Origin of the sequence: Pseudofrankia coriaricola, assembly GCF_001854805.1 — a bacterium.
Classification (GTDB): Bacteria; Actinomycetota; Actinomycetes; order Frankiales; family Frankiaceae; genus Pseudofrankia.
On sequence record NZ_MBLO01000267.1, the window covers coordinates 1 to 20,347 of the forward strand.

The following is a 20,347-nucleotide window of genomic DNA, read 5'->3' on the forward strand; positions in this document are numbered from 1 at the left end:
CCTGGGTGAACTTCCTCCGCGTCGATCCCATCCCCGGATCTCCCTGGTAGTCAGTGGTAAGTACGTCCACTGTCTACAGAACCGGGATCACTCCAACCTTCGCGGCCGGGTCGGGCCCGCCGGTGCGTATCACCCGTACCGCGGGCGGGGACGATTCCCGCCTGCGGCCGGCCCGGTGGTGGCGTCGTAAGTGGGTGGGCGGGTCAGGTTTCGGAGTGGGGACGGGCGGTGCGGGCGAGCCAGGCGAGGCCGAGGCCGGCGAGGAGGGCGGTGGGCTGGTGGGGCGGCAGGAGTAGCGCGACTGCGGCGGTGAGCCCGAGTAGCAGGCAGGCGACTCGTGGCGCCGCCCGGCGCCGCCAGCTGGTGACGGCGAGGGCGGCGAAACCGGCCGCGCCGATCAGCATCTTGGGGAGGTGGGCCACGAGTACGAAGGCGCCCGGGTGGTCCCACTGGGCGTCGGTGGCCAGCCGGGTGGCCTCCACGCCGAAGGTCGCCACCCCCCAGGCGACGGCGGCGATGGACAGGCAGGCGGCGGCGGCGGTGAGCAGCGCCCAGCGGGGTAGCCGGGTGTGCGCGGCGAGGGCGGGCAGAGCCAGGGCGACGACGGCGAAACCTAGCGCCATGAGCATGTTGGCGGTGACACAGAGCGGGCTGCGTACCGCTTCCCGGCCGGTGAGGTCGGACAGCAGGGCGAAGCTGGAGATGTAGGCGGCGGCGCCGACCGCGCCGGTCAGGCCGCCCGCGACGACGGCGACCTGGGCGGCCTGGGCGCGTGCGGCGGTGGACGGGGCGTGAGTGGCGGCCATGGTCATGGTGTCCTCCGAAATCGTCGGTCGTTCGGACCTGGTCGGCTGTCGGGATGCGCCGCCGCTCTGGTTGGCAGCAGCCTGCGTGCTGATGTGGCTCGACCCGGCTCCGGTCCGGAGGGAAGACCGTGTCGAGCGTTCGGCGTGGGTGGTCGTCTGCCGTTGTTCCACTTGGGTGTCAACGGATTGCGGGGTCGGAGCCGGTGGCCGGGTGTGGCAGGCTCGGCGTGCCCACATCTGTGACGCGATGTCCTCGGACGTAGACGGCGCGGATGCGGTGCAACGCCGCGGGGTCGGTCAGGGGGTTGCCGTCGACGGCGAGGATGTCGGCGTCGTAGCCGGGCGTGAGCCGGCCCTTGCGATGGCCGAGGCGGCAGACGGCGGCGGCGTGAGAGGTGACGGCGCGCAGCGCCTGGGCGGGAGTCGCACCGATCTCGGTGAGCTGGCCGACGGCCCAGCGCAGCACGTCAGGTGGCTTGAGCAGGCCAATGCCGGCGTCGGTTCCGACGGTGATCGGCGCTCCGGACTCATAGAGCCGGCGGGCGTTCGCGATCAAGGCCGGCAGGCGGGCGGCTATCGCGGGCGGCATCGTCGCTCCGGGAACCGGAGCTACCCCCCGGGTGATGCCGAGCATGATGCGCCGGTCGGCGATCGTCGCGACCAGTTCGTCGGGGGGCGGGTCCACGCCGTGGGCGGTCATGAAGGTGACGTGCTCGAGGCCGTCGACGCCGGCCGCGACCGCGTCGGCGACGGCCTGGGTGCCGTGGGCGTGGGCCGTGATCGGCAGGCTGTGGCGGTGGGCCTCCTCGACGGCGGCCCGCAGATCGTCCGGTCCGAACTGCGCTAGCTCGGGCCGGCTGCCAGGGGTCAGGTTTCCGCCACTTGCCATGATCTTGATGACGTCGACGCCGGCCTCGGCGTGCGCCCGGACGGCTGCGCGTATCCCGTCGACGCCGGTCGCCGCGCCGCCGAGGTAGTGGCAGTGCCCGCCGGGCGTGGTGATGGGTGGTCCGGCGGCGACGATGGTCGGCAGCGACGAGTCGGAGCTGGCGGCGGCACGCAGGGCGAGGCTGAGGTAGCCGCGGTCACCGAGGTCGCGCACCGTGGTCACCCCGCCGCGGGCGGCGCGCCGGGCGGCGGCGGCCATCGCTACGAGGGCGGCGGCGTCGTCGCGGCGGGCGAGGTTGCCGACCGGGTCCTCGCTCTCGTCGAAGGCCAGGTGAACGTGGGTGTCGATCAAACCGGGCAGCAGCGTAGCGCCGGCGAGGTCGACGACCGTGGCCCCGTCGAGCCGGTGGACTCCGTCGGGCGCGCCGGTCCCCGCGTCGACCGCGACGATCGTTGCGCCGTCGAGGACGACCGTCGGATCGGCGGTCAGGGTCGAACTGGTCCCGTCATACAGCCAGGCGGCGCGCAGGACGGTGAGCCTGTCGCGCTCGGTAGCGGTTGTGGTCATGCCCGGCAGCATGCGGCCGCCACCCGTCCGGCCGCGTCCAGGCAATTACTCAGTCGCGGTACTTATCTCCTGCCACGGCTGGCCGGCGGCGACCCAGGCGGCGATCTGAGCCCGGTTGGTGAACCCGAGCTTGCCGAGGATGTTCTGGACGTGATTTTCCGCGGTCCGTGCGGTGATGTGAGCGGCCGCCGCGATCTGGCGGCTGGTGAGCCCTTGGGCTGCAAACCTGCGCCTGCGCTCCCCGGACACCCATGTTTCTGGCAGCCTGTCGGCATGATCACGGGGGCAGGCCGGTCCGACACGCAGCCCAAGGCTGGAAACCGGGTGGACTACTTTATTTCCTACACCGGCGCGGACCTGGCCTGGGCGGAATGGATCGCCTGGCAGCTGGAGGCGACCGGCCACACCACCCTGATCCAAGCCTGGGACTTCGGCCCTGGCGCGCACTTCGTCACCGAGATGCACCGGGCCTCCCAGGCGGCGGAACGGACGATAGCCGTGTTGTCGACCGCCTACCAGCGGTCCGACCACGCCGAAGCGGAGTGGCAGGCCGCCTGGGGCGCCAACCCGTCCGGGGAGATGCGGCGCCTTCTGGTCTTCCGTGTCGAAGACTGCGACCGACCTAGGCTGCTGCGCCAGCTGGTCACCGTCGACCTATTCGGCCTCGACCACGATGCGGCCCGGGACCAGCTACTGGCGGCCACGGCCAACCAGCGGAGGAAACCAGCGAAGTCGCCTGCGTTCCCTGCCATCTCCACGGAGCCGGGCGGCAGCGTGGCACCGCCGAGGTTCCCCTCGTCCCGTCCACCCGGCGCGGTCCGGGTAGGCGACGCCGACCCGCGCCGGTTGGGAGTCCATCCGGCGATCAGCGTGGCTGGGGTTCCCGACGACGCTCCACCGGAGTACGTGCTGCGTGACGTCGACACTGCCGAGTTCGGGGTGCGGGCCCGGCTGCGGGCCGCGGCCGGGCGGGGCGGGTTCGTGCTGCTGGTCGGCGGGTCGTCAGTGGGCAAGACCCGCTGCGCCTACGAGGCCCTCGGGGCGCTGCCGGCGGACTGGTGGCTGGTCCATCCCGCCGGCCCGAGGGAGGTGGCCGCCCTGGTTGGCCGGGTGCCGGGCCGGACGGTGGTATGGCTGGACGAGATCCAGCGCCACCTCGACGGCGAGAACGGCCTGACCGGCGGGACGGTGCGGGCGCTGCTCGCCGCCCCCGGCCCGGTGGTAATCGTGGGCACACTGTGGCCGGGTCGGTACGCCACCTACACCGCCCTACCTTCGGGCGGCGCGGACCCCCGGGCACGAGAGCGGGAAGTGCTCGACCTGGCCGACGTGGTCCGCGTCGCCCCAGACTTCAGCGCGGCCGAGCAGACCCGCGCCGAGAAGGCGGCGGCAGGGGATCGCCGACTGCGAGTGGCGTTGGACTCGCGCGGCTACGGGCTGACGCAGACATTGGCCGCCGCCCCCCATCTGGTCGCCCGGTGGGACGACGCCAAAACCGCCCACCCGTATGCATGGGCGGTGCTGACCGCGGCGCTGGACGCGGCCCGGCTCGGCGCCCTCCGCGCGCCGCTGCCCGCGGACCTGCTACGCCGAGCGGCCGTGGACTACTGCACTCCCCGCCAGCAGGCCGAAGCCCCCGCCGGCTGGTTCGAACAGGCCCTGGACTACGCCACCCGCACACTGCATGGGGCGACCGCCGCCCTGACACCGGTCGCCTCCGGCAGTATGGGCCAGGTCGCCGGCTACACCGTCGCCGACTACCTCTTCCAACACGTCACCGCGGTTCGCCGTTTCGACCGTGTCCCGGCTAGCACCTGGAGCGCCCTCGTCGAGCACGTCAATGACGCCGCCGACTGCACCCGACTTGCCGACAGCGCCTTGGCCAGGCTGCTTTACGGCATCGCCATCCCTCTCTACCGCACCGCCGCCGACGCCGGCGACATTCATGCCTCCGCGCGGCTCGCCGACGTGCTGGCCGAACGCCGCGACCTCGACGGGCTACGCCGCCGAGCCGACACCGGTGATTCTTTCGCCGCACATACGTTGGATCGGCTCTTTGTCGACGACCTAGTCGAACGCGGCGATCTTGACGAGCTGCGTCGCCGGCCCCACCTCGACCTTGGGTATGCCATGCGGCGGCTCGCCGACGTGCTGGCCGAACGCGGCGACCTCGACGAGCTACGCCGCCGAGCCGACACCGGCGATCCTTTCGCGGCCCAACAGCTCACTGACGTGCTGGCCGAGGAGGACTTCGACGAGCTGTGCCGCCAAGCCCGCAGCGGCAACAATCCCTACGCCGCCATGAGCCTCGCCAAGATTAACATCGACCACTACGACCGTTACGACGACGACACACTGCGAGCTTTCATCGAAGGCATGGGCGACGGGCATGCCTTATTGCTACTAAGACGGCGGACGATCAACCGCATCGACGACCTCGACGAACTGCGTCGCTGGACCGACGACGGCAATACCTATGCCGCCCAGCGGCTCGCCGATGTGCTGGCCGAGCGCGGGGACCTCGACGAGCTGCGTCGCTGGGTCGACGCCGGCTATCTCTATGTCGGCGAGAGGCTGGCCAGCCTGCTGGCTAAACGCGGTGGGAGCGTCGAAGCCGACCGGCTGCGGCGGTTCGGCTTCAACCCTGACGGCTCGATCGCTTCCGGCTCCCAGTAGCCAACTAACACCGGTCGCGCAGCCAGTCGATGACCCGAGCGACGGCCCGGCCGGTTCCCACGCACACAACCCGCCGATCCACCACCCCGACCACATAGCCCTACCCACACCGCCCCCGGGGCCACCACGGCCCCGGGGGCGGTGTCGTACCACCCGCCGATCAGGCGCCCGCCGGGCCGCACCCGGCCCCACTTCCGCACCGACCACACCCGCGCCCGACGGCCGCACCCCCGACGACCCCTACCGCACCACCCACCCAGCCCGACGCAGGTGCGCGGGTCGCGCCCGCCCGGCCCGCGGACGGGGCCGCCAAACGGCTCCCCACGGCCCCAGGCAGCCCCCGGCACCCCCAAACCGCACCGATTACAAGTGCGGATTGTGGATACGAACCCTCAGGTTCGGGAAGTGCCGCCGACCTGCCGGCGGCCATCCGAGACTGCCCGCTGGCAGCCAGTGGGTGCCCGATGACGGCTGTTACGGAACGTGGTAGACCGATATGGGACGCGATAACCATGAGTGAGCGGCGTCTATCAGCTGCCAGCGGGCAGATCCAGATCCCGTTCTCACTTGCAAAGCCAAGGATGGCGGCCGTCGGGCACAGCGCTGTTCCTGCCGAGAATGCGATCCGCCCTGCTCAGGCGGTCGCAGTCGCGGCTGCCGGCTGTGGGCCCTTCCAGCGCCCGGTCCTCGCTCCTCGCGTCGGTGGCTGCGCGAGGATGCCGGTTCGTGCTGGTTCGACTGACCTATCTCGGTGTCACGAACGCGTTCGCGCTGCTATGCCTGCTGCCCCGCAGTGATCGCGACAAGGACATCGAGATCCTCACGCTGCGCCACCAGATCGCGGTACTCCAACGTCAGCTCGACGGCCAACGGATCCAGTTCCAGCCCGCCGAGCGCGCCCTGCTGGCGGCGCTCCCGCACACATTGCCGCGGCCAACCCTTGGCCGCCTGCGACTCCTGGTGCGCCCGGACACCGTGCTGCGCTGGCACCGCGACCTGATCGCGCGCCATCACGCCGCCGCCGCCCGTCCCAAGCGGCGCGGCCGTCCCCGCACCGTGAGCTCGATCCGCGCCCTGGTCCTGCGCCTGGCCAGGGAGAACAACAGCTGGGGCTACCGGCGGATACACGGAGAACTGCTGGTCCTCGGCATCAAGGTCGCCCCGTCCACCGTCTGGGAGATCCTGCACGCCGCAGGCATCGACCCCGCACCCGACCGSRCYGCGACCACCTGGGCCGACTTCCTACGCTCCCAGGCCCACGGCCTGCTCGCCGCCGACTTCCTCGAGACCGTGACCCTGACCGGGACGCGTCTCTACATCCTCGCCGTGATCGAACACGCCACCCGCCGCATCCGGATCCTCGGCGCCACCGCGCACCCCACCGCCGCCTGGGTCACCCAGGCCGCCCGCAACCTCGCCATGGACCTCCACGACGCCGCCTCGACTGCCCGCTACCTCATCCGCGACCGAGACAGCAAATACCCGGCGATGTTCGACGCGATCCTCGCCGACGCCAGGATCACAGTCGTACGCAGCAGTGTCCGAGCCCCACGCATGAACGCGATCATGGAACGGTGGGTAGGAACCTGCCGCCGGGAGCTCCTCGACCGCACCTTGATCTGGAACCAGTGCCACCTCCTGCATGCGCTCCGCGTATACGAGGCGTTCTACAACGATCATCGGCCACATCAGGGCATCGCCGATGCCCGGCCACTCCAACCGCTGCCCGAACCGGTCACCGACCCGGACCGGCTCGCCCACCTAGACATCCGCAGACGCGACCGCCTCGCCGGCATCCTGCACGAATACGAACACGCCGCCTGACAGCCCGGACGCATTTTTCGGCAGGAACAGGCTTGTCGGGACAGCGAGTCACCGTCCGTGCGGCGCGACCCGCCCGAGTCTGAAGGCCGCCCGATTCGACGGGTGGCCCACCTCGCGAGATTCGCCTGATGTTCCAGCCGCCTCGTGTCCGGTCACCTGGAGGCGGCGTATTCGGACGGCGCGGCCGAGCTGGCCCGGCGGGCGGTCCGGCCCCGTGCCCCCAACCGGCCGCCGGGGCCGGTCCGCCTGGGCGACCGTCGGTCGACGTGCGGGGCGAATGCCCGGGCGTCCAGCGCCTCGCGCACCGGCGCCATCCGGGGGCCGCCTTGGCCGACCATCAGGAACAGCCAGCCGACGAGGAGCAGCAGCTCGGCCTCAGTGAGCCGGGGACCGTACCCGGCCGGTCGGACGACCGGCGACCTCGTGGCGGTGACGATGCCCGTCCCGTCCATGGCGAACAGGACGAGGTTGCGCCCAGGCAGCGAGCCCGGCCCGCCAGCGGTCACGAAGCCGCACTGCCAGACCAGCCAGGTCGGGACCGACCAGCTGGCGCGGTGGCCGGAGGCAAGGACGACCAGCGGCTGCCCGTCGCCGACCAGGATGTCCGCGAGCGGCGCCCCCGACTCGACGTCCCGGACGACCAGGCACCCGACACGGCGCTCGACGGTCAGCGCGCCGGCCAGCGGCACGGTCACGTCGTCGCCGGCCGCCCAGGCCGAGCGTAGGCCGGCGATGACCGCCGGGTCCGTGTCGAGCACGTACTGGTTGCCGGCCCGGTCCCACGCGAAGGCGGGCCGGGCCGCCAGGCTCGCCGCGAAAATGTCGACCATCTGCGCCGCCCTCCTCGGTGTCGTGGATCTCAGGAGAGCGCCCGGTACTCACCGCCCGATCACCACGGGCGTTGATTTCCCGGTGACCACAGGCCGGCGCGGGCGGCCGGGCCGGCCGGCGCGGCTCGGTCGAGCACGCGACCGACAAACGACGGCGTTGATTCCGCGTTGACCGATGGTGGGCAACGCGATGGGGAGAGGCCCGGCAAGTTGCCGATTCCGGTCGGCCGGCGCCGGGTCCGCCCGCACACTGAAGATTCGCCCTGCGCACGGTAGGTCCTCATGCACTTTCGAGTTCTCGGCCCGTTGGAGGTCGTGTCCGGCACCGGTCAGGTGACCCGGGTGGAGAGCGGCCTGCGCCGGCTGCTGCTCACGGCGCTGCTGTCGGAGGCGAACCGACCGCTGAGCGACGAGGAGCTCGTCTCGGCGCTATGGGGTGACGACTGGGATACCCGCGCGACCGACGTCGTCCGTGGCCTGCGCGAGCAGGTGCACCGGCTGCGGAAGCTGCTGCGCGCGGCGTCCGGCGACGATGTCCGGCCCGTCGAGCGGGTGCACAACGCCTACGTGCTCACCGTCGGGCCAGACGAGCTCGACGAGCTCGTGTGTGTGCGCCTGATGGAGCAGGCACAGCGCCTGGTGAAGACCGACCCGCTGGCCGCCGCGGAGCGCGCCGACCGGGCCCTCGGGCTGTGGCGCGGCACGCCACTGGCAGGGCTCGACGCGCGGCCGTTCGTCGTCCGGTACCAGCGGCGCCTGAACGAGCTGCGGCTCACCACAGTCAAGAAGCGGGCCGAGGCCTACCTCGTCTCCGGCCGGCCGGGCCCGCTGCTGACGGATCTTCCGGCCGTCCTGGCCGAGTTCCCGGACGACGAGAGCCTGCGGTCGGGGCTGTCGCTGGCGCTCTACCGCGACGGCCGGCGCGACGAGGCGCTGCGGGTCTGCCGCGACGGCCTGGCCCGGCTCGACCGGCGCGGCCTGATCTCCGAGGATCTCCGCGAGCTGGAGCACGCGATCCTCAACGACGCGGACCGCCTGCGCTGGACGCCCCCGCGGGTCACCGCGCCGACGGGCGAGCAGGGCATCTCCGTGCCGGTCCCGGCGCAGCTGCCAGCCGGGCCGCGGCACTTCACCGGCCGGCGCGCCGAGAGCGAGCGGCTGCTGCGGCTGCTGGAGGCCGCCGCCCGGCCGGACTCGGGCCCGGTCGTCGCGACGATCACTGGCCGGCCCGGCGTCGGCAAGACCGCGCTCGCGCTGTACGTCGCCCACCGCGCCCGCGTCGACGGTGGCCAGTTCTCGCACGGCGCGCTGTTCGCGAACCTTCGCCCACCGTCGCCGTCGTCGCCGCTCGGGGAGGCGGCGGACCCGTCGTATGTCCTGGGCGGCTTCCTCATGGCGCTGGGCACACCGCGCGACCGCATCCCGGACGACCTGGCCAGCCGCGAGGCGCTCTACCGCTCCGCGCTGGACGGCCGGCGGATGCTCGTCCTGCTCGACAACGCCGTCAACGAGGACCAGGTCCGGCCGCTGCTGCCTGGCTCGGCGACCTGCGCGGTCGTGGTGACCAGCGCCCGCGCGCTCACCGGCCTGGACGCCGACGAGATCCGGCTCGACTCCCTCGACGCCGACGACTCGCTCGCCCTGCTGGCCGAGATCGCCGGCCGTGCCCGTGCCTACGCCGAGGCCGACGAGGCCCGGGAGATCGTGCGGCTCTGCGGCCACCTGCCCATCGCCATCCGCAATGCGGCCGCGTGGCTGACGCGCCGACCGGACCTGGCCCTCAGCCGGATGCGCCAGGAGCTGACGAACGCTCCGCTGACGGTGCTGCGAACCGGCGACCTGGAGGTGCCGCGCAGCTTCGCGCTCAGCTACCGTGAGCTCTCGGCGGAGGCCCGCCGCGCCTTCCAGCTGCTGTCCATCCCCGGCTGTGAGGAGGTCGGGCAGCTCGACGCGATGGCGCTCACGGGCTTCGACTGGGCCACCACCGAGAAAGTCCTCGACGAGCTCGTGGCGGCGCATCTCATCGATCAGGTGACGGACAACGCGGGCACCGAGTCCCGGTTCCGGTTTCACGACCTTCTCCGCCTCTACGCCCGCGAGCCTCTGGACGTGCGCGACGTCGCGGGCCGCGACGCCCGCGACAGAGATCGACGGGCTGCGCTCAGCCGGCTGCTGGAGACGACGCTGGCCGCGGCGGAACGAGCCGCCACCCTGTTGCACCCGGGCAACACGCGGTTCGTGCAGCGGGTCGGCGAGCCGCCTTGGGCGCCGGATCCGCTGGCCGTCGCAAGGGTGGTCGTCGAGCCGAACACCTGGTTCGCTCGGCGCCGGGCCGACCTGGTGATGCTTGTCGACCAGGCAGGGGCGGCGGGTTACGACGAGCTGACCTGGCTACTCGCCTTCGCGCTCGTCGACTTCTTCGAGGCGACGGGTGGTTGGAGCGACTGGCGACGGACGCAGGAATCGGCTCTGGCCGCGGCGCGCCGACGCGAGTCGGGACCGGCGGAGGCCAACGCCGTCCGGCTGCTCGGCCGGCTGGACCGGCTGCGCGGCAACCACCGCGCGGCGAGGCAGTCGCTGAAGGGGAGTCTGGAGCAGTTCCGGGCGTTGCGGCACCCCCTCGGCGAGGCCTCGGTGCAGCGCAATCTCGCCGAGCTCCACCTCGACGAGGGGATGCCGGAGAAGGTCATCGAACGCGCCGAACGCAGCCGGCTCCTCTACCTGGAGCATCAGCAGCAGTTCGGGGTGGCCCGGGCGCTGGACACCGCGGGCCGTGGGCATTTGCAGGCCGGCCGGGTGGCCGAGGCGCTCACCCGGTTCCAGGCCGCGGTCGCCGCGTTCGCGAAGGAGGGGAACGTTCTGGCGGACCGGCAGACCAGCATGGCGCTGGGCGAGGCCTTTCTGCACGCCGGACGAATAGAGGACGCCCGGCAGATCCTCACCGAGGTCGAGCGCTACTTCGAGACAGAACGGCATCCGCTCGACCCGGCGCGCGCCCTGTTGCTGTTGGCCGAGTCGCACGGGCGGGCCGGCAACGACCAGGAGGCGTTCACTACCTACGACAAGTGCATCGCCATCTACCAGGCCCGGCGGGACAACGTCGGACAGGCGCGCTGCCTGGCGCAACGCGGTCGCCTGCTGGCCTGGGAGGGTGACACCGAGGCCGCGCGTGCCTCCTGGCGGCAGGCGCTCGCTCTGCTGCGCGACCGGGACCAGGCGGTCCGCGACGAGCTGCGGCGCTGGCTCGCCGGTGACGGCCCCGGCCCCCGGCGCGGTGCCATGGGCCGCCGGGTGCACGCGGCGTTCGACCACGACGGTTTCAGCGAGGCCGTCGCGGCCAGCGCCTACCTGATACGGATCATGGCCACCTGGAGCCAGATGCTCGACCTTCCGCACCAGGCGGGCTTCCTCGACGCGCTGCGGGCCGCACTCGAAAACGGTGCGCACGCCGAGATCCTGCTGCTCGATCCCGACTCACGCTACGCCGATGAACGCACCCGCGACCTCGGACGGCGGTATGACGTGAGTGCGCTGGTTCGGGCGAACCTGAAGGCGCTCGACGCGTTCGCCGACCGGCTTCCGGCGCCATCCCGGCGGCGTCTGGTGGTGCGGCTCTACGATCGACCGCCAAAAATAGCGTTGCATCGATCGGACGAGACCATGCTGGCGGCCTGGCTGACGCCCGGAACGTCCGCGAGCGGCAGCCGGCAATACGAGATTGGGCTCGACTCGGACCTCGCACAGTTCATCGAGCGGCAGTTCGAGGAGACCTGGAACGTCAGCCGACTGCCCGACGAGATTAGCTGACCGGCGTCGCGTCCTCCCGTCGGTCGCGGCGCGGTTCGCGGCGCCGCGTCCACACCCGGATCAGGCACCGGCCCCGCAGCGACATAGGCGAGTCACGGAAAGCGGTGCGGGCGTGTACGACGGTTCGGTCATCGAGGAGAAGACACTCGCCTGGCTGCAGCGTGATCTTCGACTGAAGCTCGGGCCGTCCCAGCACCGAGTCCATCAGATCGAGCGCGTCTCGCTGTTTCGGATTCAGTGGCCGGTTCAGGTCGCGTGCCGCGGTCTCGATGCGAAACCGGTTACAGCGAACCGTGAACCAGTCTCCATCGACCTTGAACACGGGACCTGTGGTATGGTCAGGCTGGTCGGCAGGCAGGCCATCACCGGACCGATTGAATGGAAAGTTGGACTGGAGGATACGGGCCGAATCCGGATCGGCTTGAAGAATCTCCTCCCAGACGGCCCGCGCGCTGACCAGCGTGGTTTCCCCACCGGTCTCGGCGGGGCAGATGGCTAGCATCAGCACGTGGTCGATGGGCTCCGGCGAGACCCAGCGTGGCGCCGCGTCATTGTGCAGGTCGAGACGTTCCCTGCTCTTCGAGCTTCTAGCGACGCGCGAGGCGATCAGCCCCGCCTCCATCCCGGTCACTTGGCCCTCGTCGCGGACGATGCAAATCAGACTGTTGTCCCAGCCCTGCGGCTGGACGAATCCGAACTCGCCCGCCACTGCCAGGGCCAGACGGCCAGTGCCTGCCAAGTCACGATCGTCGACAGGCAGGCCAGTAAGCAGGGCGACCCCTGGACCGTCGAGCCAGCGCCACACATCCTTGTTCACTTGGCGGTCCAGTCCGGGCCAGGTGAACCGACAACACCGCGGACAAATGTCCCGGGCGCGCCATGCCGGTGGCGGCACCCCGCCGTCGCAAGAACAGGGGCGTTCGACCATCAGCTACCGCCTCGGGCCCTTGATGATGAGAGTCTCGCCGCTCGATGGTCGGCGCAAGAAAACTCGTAGGTAGCCGCCTTCTGGCCGCCATCTTCGCAGAATTAGCACGTCGATAGATCCTGGTCATCGGCAGCAGTTGAAATGCAACATAAATCCCGTGGACATTCTAATGCACGTTGCCTAGGCGAAGTTTGCTGTTGATTTCTGGTGGAGGCAGCCTGCGGCTACGAGATACGAGATCCTCGAAGTAGACCAAGAAACCAGAGCTTATGGTTTCTCCCGAAGTCGATCGCCTCAGCCTACTCTGACGCTCGGCAATTATGAAAGGTTCAAGGCGCCGCCAGCATAGATCGACAATGTTACCAAGAGCCCCGATAGCGAGCCTCTCATTGAGAGCCTGATGGACGATCAGAGAACCCAGATAGTCGAAGAAATATGCAACGTCGAGGGCATGATCGCGCGCCGGGTTTGGGAGATCCCACATTGCGCTCGGAGAATTCTCAACAAGGAGGTGGCCGGTAACATACTCGTAGCTCCTGCGGAATTCGTGGCTACGGAAACCGTCCCAGAATTTTTCAATGACGACGACGAGGTTGTCTCGACGCGCTATCTGCGTCTGACGGATTGATAGGTAGGTTGACAAAGCTAAAGCCGTGACTGAAAGAATGAGCGCTAAAGCATTCAACATGTGTCCCCCTCGCGTAGGACCATTACGGTACGCGAGATTTATGCCGCTTGCGGCGTGTTTGGCCAATCTTACGCATGGTCGCCACGGCAATTTGATCTTGGCTGGACGCGGAGCGAGTTCTGCGGCGCAAGGGTGACCTTTGACGGGACAGACATCGTACTATGATCTTTGTTATTTGTTTCACTGTCGTTTCAAATGTAGCCAAGATTGACGTCGACGGTCGTGACCACAGCGCTCGGAGCCGTGGTTCGGCATGTCGGCTGACCGATCACCCGTCCGCGATCCGGCGTCGGGCTTCGGCAAATGTAGGGCACCGGATCTGTCGCAGCCGACAGGCACCAGCTGGCTACTGCGCGCGGTGGCCATCGATCCGGCAAACGCGGTCGCCGCGAAGCCGATGTGCCATAACTTTAGCGGCGAACCTCGGCGAGGTACACCCAGCCGAAGTCGAAGCTGCCTACCATGGGCAACGCGCCGTTCCCGACGGGCCAGCCACCCAAAACACTGAGTCTCCGGACACCTCAAGGCAGCGCATGACGGCCGGTCGCCGCGAGCCAGTGTGCGCAAAGGAGTGGATTCGTGGCCTTGGAAGACAGCAGGGTCGACGGCGCACCGGCCGGCCTGACCAGGGACACGACGGATCTGCTCCAACAGAATGATCAGAAATCAATGCGTCAATGACGGCACGAAGGCCTCCGGACATGAGACCAGAAACGTGGATACCCTCGCCGCCTATCTGGGCGACACCGGCTTTGACGTCGCCCGTTTCGAGCCCGCCCCGGGTCGCGAGTCGCTGGTCGCGCGCATCGAGGGAACGGATCCATCCGCGCCCGCCCTGTGCCTGATGGGGCACATCGACGTCGTCCCCGTCGACCCGGCCGGCTGGACCAGGGACCCCTTCGCCGGAGAACGGGTGGGCGACGAGATATGGGGACGCGGCGCCGTCGACATGCTGAACCTGACCGCCTCTATGGCGGTCGCCTTCCGGCAGCTGGCGCTCCACGGGCCTCGGTTCGCCGGCGACCTGGTCTTCTTCGCCGCCGCCGACGAGGAGTCCGGCGGCGAGCACGGCATCCGCTGGCTGGCGAAGAACGAGCCGGACGCGATCCGCGCCGACTACGTCCTGACCGAGAACGGCGGCCTGCACAACGGCGCGCACGTCGGCGTCAAGGTCGCCGAGAAGGGGGTCGCCTGGCACCGGCTGCGAGTCCGCGGAACGGCCGGCCACGGGGCGCGGCCCTGGCGGGCCGACAACGCGCTCGCCCGCGCCGCGCAGATCATCCAACGTCTCACCGACTACCGGCCGGCCCCCCGCCTGGACGACCTGTGGCGCCTGAAGGTGGCCACCCTTGACGTTCCGGACGACCTTCGCGCCGCGCTGCTCGACCCGGCCCGCCTGGACGACTGCCTGGGCACCATGCCGAACAAGAACCTGGCCGCGTACCTGCATGCCTGCACGCACACGACGTTCTCCTGCAACGTCGTGTCCGGGCCCATGAAGACGAACGTGATACCGGGAACGGTCGACCTCGACGTCGACGTCCGCAGCCTGCCCGGCGAGGACGCCGACGAGGTCCGCGCCCATCTGGTGGCCGCCCTCGGCGACCTGCTCGACGACGTGGACGTCGACATTTTTCTGCACCAGCCGGCGAACGCGAGCCCCACCGCGACGCCCCTGTGGGACAGCCTCCAACGCGCGGTCAACCAGCGCTTCCCTGCTTCGCGGATCGGCCCGGAGCTCGCGGTGGGGCTGACCGATGCCCGGATCTACCGCGACCTGGGTGCGGTCGCGTACGGCGCGGGGCTGTTCAGCCCCACGCTCGACCCGAGCGACTACGCGCGCCGCTTCCACGGCGACGACGAACGCATCGACCTGGAATCCCTGGCGCTGAGCACCAGATTCTGGATCGACGTGGTCAGCGACTTCCTGGGCTGAGCCGCCGTCCTGCCCGCGGCACCAGAGAGCGCATGTGCGGACCGAGTCCTGCCGGTCCGTGCCTCAGAGTCCGGGGAGGAATCTCTCGGAACGGGGCGCTGTGGCCCAGGCGAACCAGGACCGGCAGCGCCGGAATGACTCGGACCGCTTGCTGACGAGCAGCGTCGCGGCGGGCGGTACGGTCTGCGCATGTCCGACGCCGTCACCCACCGAACGATCAGCCCTGACAGCATGGCGCCTCCGGCGGCCCGCTATGCGCACGCGGTCCTCGTCGAGAACGCCAGCCGGTGGCTGCACACCTCCGGAGTCGTGCCGGTGGCACCGGACGGTTCGGTACCGGACGGGGTGCCGGCCCAGGCGAGCCTGGTGTGGGACAACATCGCCGCGATACTGACCGAGGCCGACATGACGGCCGAGGACGTCGTCGGCATCACCACCTACCTGGTCGTCACCGCGATGACGCCCGGGCTGGCGCAGGCCATGGCGGCACGCGACGCATTCCTCGGCGGCCGCCGGGTCGCCAGCACGCTGGTGACCGTCCCGGCGCTGGCCCAGCCGTCCTGGCTGCTCGAGATCGCGGTCGTCGCCGCGGCGTGAGCGGGCACAGGCGGACCACGACCCCGAACCGGCAGCGGAGGAGACGACGGAGGTCAGGCAAACGGCCCGCAGACACCCACGGTCTGTTTGAATGAGCTTGCAGTGACATGGCCGGCCGCGTTCTTCCAGGTGAAGTAGGCCGTATAGTTGATCTTGATCGTTCGGACGGTGTCCGGGCAGGTGGTCTCAGGGGTGAAGTAGATATCCAGCGCGCTCGCCCAGCCGTCGTAGTCAGTGAAGGTTCTGGTGCCGCCACTCGCCGCAGGAACGGTGATCTTACTGAAGGCGACCCAGTAGTTGGCGTCGTCCTTGGCATTGTCGGTGATGTCCGCCTTGAAGCGCACCTTGCGGCTGCCGTCCGCGGCGACCCGCTGGTGGACCTCGACGCAGCGGATAACGGCCTTACCTTGGCAGTAGCGGCTGTAGATGAAGTCCGCCCGCGCCTCTCCTGGCGCGATGGTCATCAAAGCGGTAGTCGCGATACCGACCAGGACCAGGAGCATCGAGACTTCGGCACGCCGTAAACGCAATCGAGCAGTCATATGGCCTCCTCCACGACTGATTCCTGAATGGCGCCAGTGTGGCACCGTTTTCCGGTGTCGCTTGGGGACCCCTCCTCATCCGCAGCGGCCCTGATCACACCAGCGCCCGGCGACGGACAGCAGCGCGCAGCCGGTCGAGGGGCGCTTGGTGAGCTGTTCGCCGTTCTGATCAGTGGCCGGCACGTGCGCCGCGATCGGCGGCACGGTTGCTGGTTGGATACGCTCATGCGAGTCGGCATCCACCTTCCCCAGTACGGCAGCGTCGCGGGGCCCACGGCGATCGCCCGTGCGGCGCGGCACGCAGAAGAGCTGGGCTTCGCCGATGTCTGGGTGAGTGACCACACCGTCCATCCGGCGGCGCTGAGCTACCCGTCGCCGTACCTCTACGACCCGCTGTTGACGCTGACCTGGGCGGCGGCGTGCACCGAGCGGGTGGGACTGGGCACCAGCGTCCTGGTCGTTCCGACCCACAATTCACTTGCCCTTGCCAACGCCCTGGCCAGCCTCGATGCTCTGTCCGCCGGTCGGCTGGTCATCGGCGCCGGGGTCGGCTGGTCACGGGCCGAGTACGCCGCTCTCGGCCACGACTTCGAGAACCGGGGACGTCGACTGGACGAGGCGCTGGACCTGTTCCGAGCCGTCTGGCGCGACGACCCGGCGTCCTTTCACGGCGAGTTCACCTCCTTCGACGACATTCGGCTGTTGCCCAAACCGGCGGGTCCCGTACCCATCTGGGTCGGTGGCGGCAGCGAGGCCGCCTTCCGGCGGGCGGTCAGGCGGGGCGACGGCTATCAGGCTGTCGGCATCAAGCCGCCGAGAGCCGCCGAGGTCGTCGCTCGCATCCGCGCCGACCGGCCCGAGGACACGTTCACCATTTCGACCCGCACGGGTTGGGATCCTCAGGGCATGGACCCGGGCCTGATCAGGCAGGAGCGCGCGGCGTTCGCCGAGGCTGGCATTCAACACGTGGTAGCGGCGCCCTGGCGGCGAGACCTCGACGCCTGGCTTCACTCGATGGATCTGCTCGCGGACCTCGTGCTGGACACCTGACGCCGCGACGGCTCGTCCTGGACGCCGCAGCAGCCACTCCCCGACCGCCGCACCAGTCCTGATCCGGCCGTCGGGTACAGCAGCAGCGGGCGAGTGGTCATGGCCTGGCGCGGTGTCGGCTCCGACAACCACATCTGGTGGTCCCGATTCGACGGCTCCTCGTGGTCACCGCAGCGCGCACTCTCCGACGGGCGCACCAACCTGGCGCCTGCTCTCGGCTAAGGCATCGTTCCCTCCCCGTTCAGCGATCAACGACAAGATCGGCCGATGGCCGGAGGGGGTAGGGCGGGCATTCGTACGGCATGCGCTCGATGTCGCCACCTGTTTACTCGAACGCGTCCGGGACAACCCGATCCGCCTTGCCAGGCACCGGCGACGGACTCGCCGTCGACACGATCGCCCGCTATCCGGACGCACTGCTCCTGATCCCTGACCTGTCACACCTGCCAACCATCGAGACCGCGGGGGTGCCGTCCGACGAGTGGTTCACCAGCGTCGTCCACGAGATCCGCGCGGCGGGCGCCACCGCAGCATGATCGGCCGCCTGCTCGTCTTTGACTCGTGTTGTCGTGGTCGGCCAGCTGGGCGTGGGCTGGTCGCAGCTGTCACGCCGTGCTGGCTGATCAAGGGCGGATGGTGCGCGCGTGGGCTCTCACTGTCCCCAGGCGGCGCTCACCGTGACTCTGACTCGGGGATGGGGACGATGGTCCCGCGGAGTGAACCCGTGTTCTCGTGGAGGACAATGTCGGTCGGTCGGTTATCTCGGGGGAAACGGATAATCAGGTCGCAGGACACGCCCTTGGAGTACCGCCGGCCCAGCAGGCAGGTGTTCCTCAAGTCGTCCGGTGCGAAGACATTCCAGGGCTCCAGCTCGACCCCTCTCCCGCTGGGTCTGACGACCAGCGCCTGGATGATGAGATCCTCGCCGCCGGTGCTCGTGACTTTGATTCTTCCGCACATCTGGTCGGGGCGACTGTGGCGCGGCTCGCAGTCGACCTCGGCGTACGTGAATTGTATTCCTGGCCGCGCATCCGGGGAAGGCCGCCTCGATGGCGACGTCGACGATGCATGGAACAAATCCCTGACGGCTTCGCCGACTGCTCGCGGCGGTAGAAGCGTCCTTTCTGGGCCTGCTACACCATTGACGGCGACCGCGGTGCAGTAGGCCAGAATCAAGGTGCCGGCATACGTGGTGATCCAGGCACGCGTGCTGATCTCGCCGGCTGGCCCCGACTCGACGTGGGCAGCCTCCGCCGAGGTGCCCAGGGTGGTGAAGAGAATCAATCCGACCATGTTCCAGCCGAGACCACCAAACGGGAGCCAGTCCAGAATATAGACGCCGCTGACGCCACCGAGGGTGCCACCACCGGATATCGCCAGTACCGGCAACCACGGCATCTCGCCGCCACCGTCCCGGTCGACGAGGGCGGCGATCGCCACCGCCAGGTATGCGCCGCCCAGCACGAAACCGGCGAGCACAGCCCACCCGCCGTGCCTGCCGTCCTCGAGGCCGGCGTAGAACAACAGGGAGCCGGCCGCGAGGCCGAGCGCACCGACGGTCAGCGCGTACGCCTTCGGCACCGCGGCCCGGAAAATCGCGTGCGCGACCAGCACCAGCGCCGCACCAGTCGAGCTCCCAAGCAGATTCAGAGCGGTGGCCGCGCCGAAATCCATGAATGTCCCCGTCTTCCTGCGGTCCGGTGGATCCGTGCCGCAATGGTGTCGCCGGTACCGCACACGCGACTTCCGGACTTCTCCTGGGATCGGCGGGCGAGCCGTTCACTGCGGCTGACGCCCCGCAGCGCCGTCGGGCAGCGCCCCGCGTTTCTGGTTTCCCTGTCCGATATCTCGACGTACGGGTCCGACTGGCCGTGCCGGCCGCGATTCAGGAGCCTTGGAGGGCGACTTCGGTGGGCGGGCCGGCGAGATTCTGGTGGATGACCAGGGTTGCGTCGGCCACGCCGCCGTCCTCGGGCGGTGTGAAGTCGACGGCCAGGGAGCACTCTTCGTCGGCCGACAGCTCACGGCCGTCGCAGTCATGGCTGGGCACGAACGACCCCGCGCCCGGCCCGACGACCTCGACGGAGGTCACCTTCAACGGGCCAGTCCCGGTACTCCTGATCGTGACCGGCTCCGCACAGCGGTCCCCCGCACAGAGCAGCGTCGACGGCGTCACCGCGATGCCGGGCTCCCCCGGCTCAACGGTCTCTGGTGTCGGCACCAGGCCGTTCCCGTCCCCCTTCAGGTCGATCTCGCTGGCCGGGCCGGCGAGGTTCTGATGGATGACCAGGGTCGCGGTGGCGACGCCGCCGCCCTCGGGTGGTGTGAAGTCGACGGTCAGCGAGCACTGCTCGCCGGCCGACAGCTCACGGCCGTCGCAGTCGTGGCTGGGGACGAACAAGTCCGCGTCCGGCCCGAGGACCTCGACCGAGGTCACCCGCAACGGACCGTCCCCGGTGCCGCTGATCGTCACCGACTCCTCACAGCCATCCGCCGAACAGAGCAGCGTCGACGGCGTCACGTCGATGTCGGCCGCCCCGTCGGCGTCGTCTGGGACCTCGGGCAGAGCATCGACCTGCTCGGTGGAGAACCTGCCGGGGCCGTCGTCGGGGCCGTCGTCCTCCGTCTCCTGCACGACCACCCCTGTCGCCGGCCCGGTCACTTCCAGCGTGGCGGCGTTATCGCTCTGCTCGACGAGCCGGCTGCCGCCGTCGACCGAGAACACCAGATCCTTGGCAAGGCGAAGTTGGAACCAGCTGTCCTTCAACACTCCTGCGATGGCATGCCGGATGATCAGCATTGTCTGGCCCGGAGGAACGTTCCGCGGCCGCGTAACGGACTGGCTCAGCTCGAACACGCCGATGGGCGTGACAATGTCATGACTGACGCTGACGTCGACGTTGCCGTTCTCGTCGAAGGTGAACTTGATCGGCAGCGCGGTGGGCTTGTACTCACATTGGAAGCCGGTCGCGCTGACCACGGCCACGATCGACAGCAGGATGGCGGCCGTTCTCAGTCGGGCGGCCCGTGAGACGACCCAACCTGCCAGCCCGGCGTGCCGCCGCGTCGCTCCTCGTCCAGGAGGCCTGACTGTTCGTTCGAGCCCGCGGTCGACACTCGCCGGCTTGGTGCAACCGGCGCCCTGGGCGCGTGGCAGTGCTCCCACGATGGTTCCTCCCCCGCTCGCGGGACAGCCTCGCGGACCAC

The 20,347-nt window shown here is 69.6% G+C and carries 16 protein-coding genes; 7 read left to right on the forward strand and 9 right to left on the reverse strand.

Annotation, left to right across the window (positions count from 1 at the left end):
* Positions 1-203: 203 nt before the first annotated feature.
* The 3 genes from BCD48_RS41635 to BCD48_RS54595 form a co-directional block, all read right to left on the reverse strand.
* Positions 204-812 (reverse strand): hypothetical protein, encoded by a 609-nt coding sequence (locus tag BCD48_RS41635; RefSeq protein WP_071053923.1) that lies wholly within the window; start codon positions 810-812, stop codon positions 204-206.
* A gap of 172 nt (positions 813-984) precedes the next feature.
* Positions 985-2,262 carry an amidohydrolase family protein gene (locus BCD48_RS41640; RefSeq protein ID WP_083420029.1) on the reverse strand — a complete coding sequence of 426 codons (1,278 nt, stop codon included), beginning with the start codon at positions 2,260-2,262 and terminating at the stop codon, positions 985-987.
* A gap of 45 nt (positions 2,263-2,307) precedes the next feature.
* Complete coding sequence (locus tag BCD48_RS54595; protein WP_241842387.1) at positions 2,308-2,511, reverse strand: response regulator transcription factor; 204 nt, start codon at positions 2,509-2,511, stop codon at positions 2,308-2,310.
* 75 nt (positions 2,512-2,586) lie between these two features.
* Between BCD48_RS54595 and BCD48_RS52765 the strand changes: the two genes are divergently transcribed.
* Together BCD48_RS52765 and BCD48_RS41655 are read left to right on the forward strand one after the other, a co-directional pair.
* Positions 2,587-4,938 carry a toll/interleukin-1 receptor domain-containing protein gene (locus BCD48_RS52765; RefSeq protein WP_071053925.1) on the forward strand — a complete coding sequence of 784 codons (2,352 nt, stop codon included), beginning with the start codon at positions 2,587-2,589 and terminating at the stop codon, positions 4,936-4,938.
* A 726-nt stretch (positions 4,939-5,664) separates the two neighbouring features.
* On the forward strand, positions 5,665-6,762 hold the full coding sequence (locus tag BCD48_RS41655) for an integrase core domain-containing protein (protein WP_071053926.1): 1,098 nt from the start codon (positions 5,665-5,667) through the stop codon (positions 6,760-6,762).
* Positions 6,763-6,914: 152 nt separating this feature from the next.
* On the opposite strand, the gene BCD48_RS41660 is transcribed toward BCD48_RS41655, so the two are convergent.
* Positions 6,915-7,592, reverse strand: coding sequence for a hypothetical protein (locus BCD48_RS41660; RefSeq protein WP_071053927.1), 678 nt, complete (start codon positions 7,590-7,592; stop codon positions 6,915-6,917).
* Positions 7,593-7,874: 282 nt separating this feature from the next.
* Here BCD48_RS41660 and BCD48_RS41665 point away from each other — a divergent pair, with 282 nt between their 5' ends.
* Complete coding sequence (locus BCD48_RS41665) at positions 7,875-11,399, forward strand: AfsR/SARP family transcriptional regulator (RefSeq protein ID WP_083420010.1); 3,525 nt, start codon at positions 7,875-7,877, stop codon at positions 11,397-11,399.
* Here BCD48_RS41665 and BCD48_RS41670 read toward each other — a convergent pair.
* Together BCD48_RS41670 and BCD48_RS57045 are read right to left on the reverse strand one after the other, a co-directional pair.
* Positions 11,392-12,327 carry a TauD/TfdA family dioxygenase gene (locus tag BCD48_RS41670; RefSeq protein WP_083420011.1) on the reverse strand — a complete coding sequence of 312 codons (936 nt, stop codon included), beginning with the start codon at positions 12,325-12,327 and terminating at the stop codon, positions 11,392-11,394. The two genes, BCD48_RS41665 and BCD48_RS41670, sit on opposite strands and share 8 nt — an antisense overlap.
* A gap of 166 nt (positions 12,328-12,493) precedes the next feature.
* Positions 12,494-13,015, reverse strand: coding sequence for a DUF4760 domain-containing protein (locus tag BCD48_RS57045; RefSeq protein ID WP_491677205.1), 522 nt, complete (start codon positions 13,013-13,015; stop codon positions 12,494-12,496).
* A gap of 715 nt (positions 13,016-13,730) precedes the next feature.
* On the opposite strand from BCD48_RS57045, the gene BCD48_RS41675 reads away from it, so the two are divergent.
* Together BCD48_RS41675 and BCD48_RS41680 are read left to right on the forward strand one after the other, a co-directional pair.
* Positions 13,731-14,951 carry a M20/M25/M40 family metallo-hydrolase gene (locus tag BCD48_RS41675; protein ID WP_198543610.1) on the forward strand — a complete coding sequence of 407 codons (1,221 nt, stop codon included), beginning with the start codon at positions 13,731-13,733 and terminating at the stop codon, positions 14,949-14,951.
* Positions 14,952-15,140: 189 nt separating this feature from the next.
* Positions 15,141-15,548 (forward strand): RidA family protein, encoded by a 408-nt coding sequence (locus tag BCD48_RS41680; protein ID WP_083420013.1) that lies wholly within the window; start codon positions 15,141-15,143, stop codon positions 15,546-15,548.
* A 53-nt stretch (positions 15,549-15,601) separates the two neighbouring features.
* On the opposite strand, the gene BCD48_RS41685 is transcribed toward BCD48_RS41680, so the two are convergent.
* The gene (locus tag BCD48_RS41685) at positions 15,602-16,090 is read right to left on the reverse strand and encodes a hypothetical protein (protein WP_131804224.1); all 489 of its coding nucleotides are present in this window, start codon (positions 16,088-16,090) and stop codon (positions 15,602-15,604) included.
* A gap of 225 nt (positions 16,091-16,315) precedes the next feature.
* On the opposite strand from BCD48_RS41685, the gene BCD48_RS41690 reads away from it, so the two are divergent.
* On the forward strand, positions 16,316-17,140 hold the full coding sequence (locus tag BCD48_RS41690) for a TIGR03619 family F420-dependent LLM class oxidoreductase (RefSeq protein WP_071053931.1): 825 nt from the start codon (positions 16,316-16,318) through the stop codon (positions 17,138-17,140).
* Between the two features lie 359 nt (positions 17,141-17,499).
* Positions 17,500-17,676, forward strand: coding sequence for a hypothetical protein (locus tag BCD48_RS50950; protein ID WP_157910631.1), 177 nt, complete (start codon positions 17,500-17,502; stop codon positions 17,674-17,676).
* Positions 17,677-17,812: 136 nt separating this feature from the next.
* On the opposite strand, the gene BCD48_RS41695 is transcribed toward BCD48_RS50950, so the two are convergent.
* Entirely contained in the window at positions 17,813-18,814 is a 1,002-nt protein-coding gene (locus tag BCD48_RS41695; RefSeq protein WP_071053932.1) for a hypothetical protein, read from the reverse strand.
* Positions 18,815-19,025: 211 nt separating this feature from the next.
* The gene (locus tag BCD48_RS41700; protein ID WP_241842388.1) at positions 19,026-20,126 is read right to left on the reverse strand and encodes a choice-of-anchor D domain-containing protein; all 1,101 of its coding nucleotides are present in this window, start codon (positions 20,124-20,126) and stop codon (positions 19,026-19,028) included.
* Between the last annotated feature and the right edge of the window lie 221 nt (positions 20,127-20,347).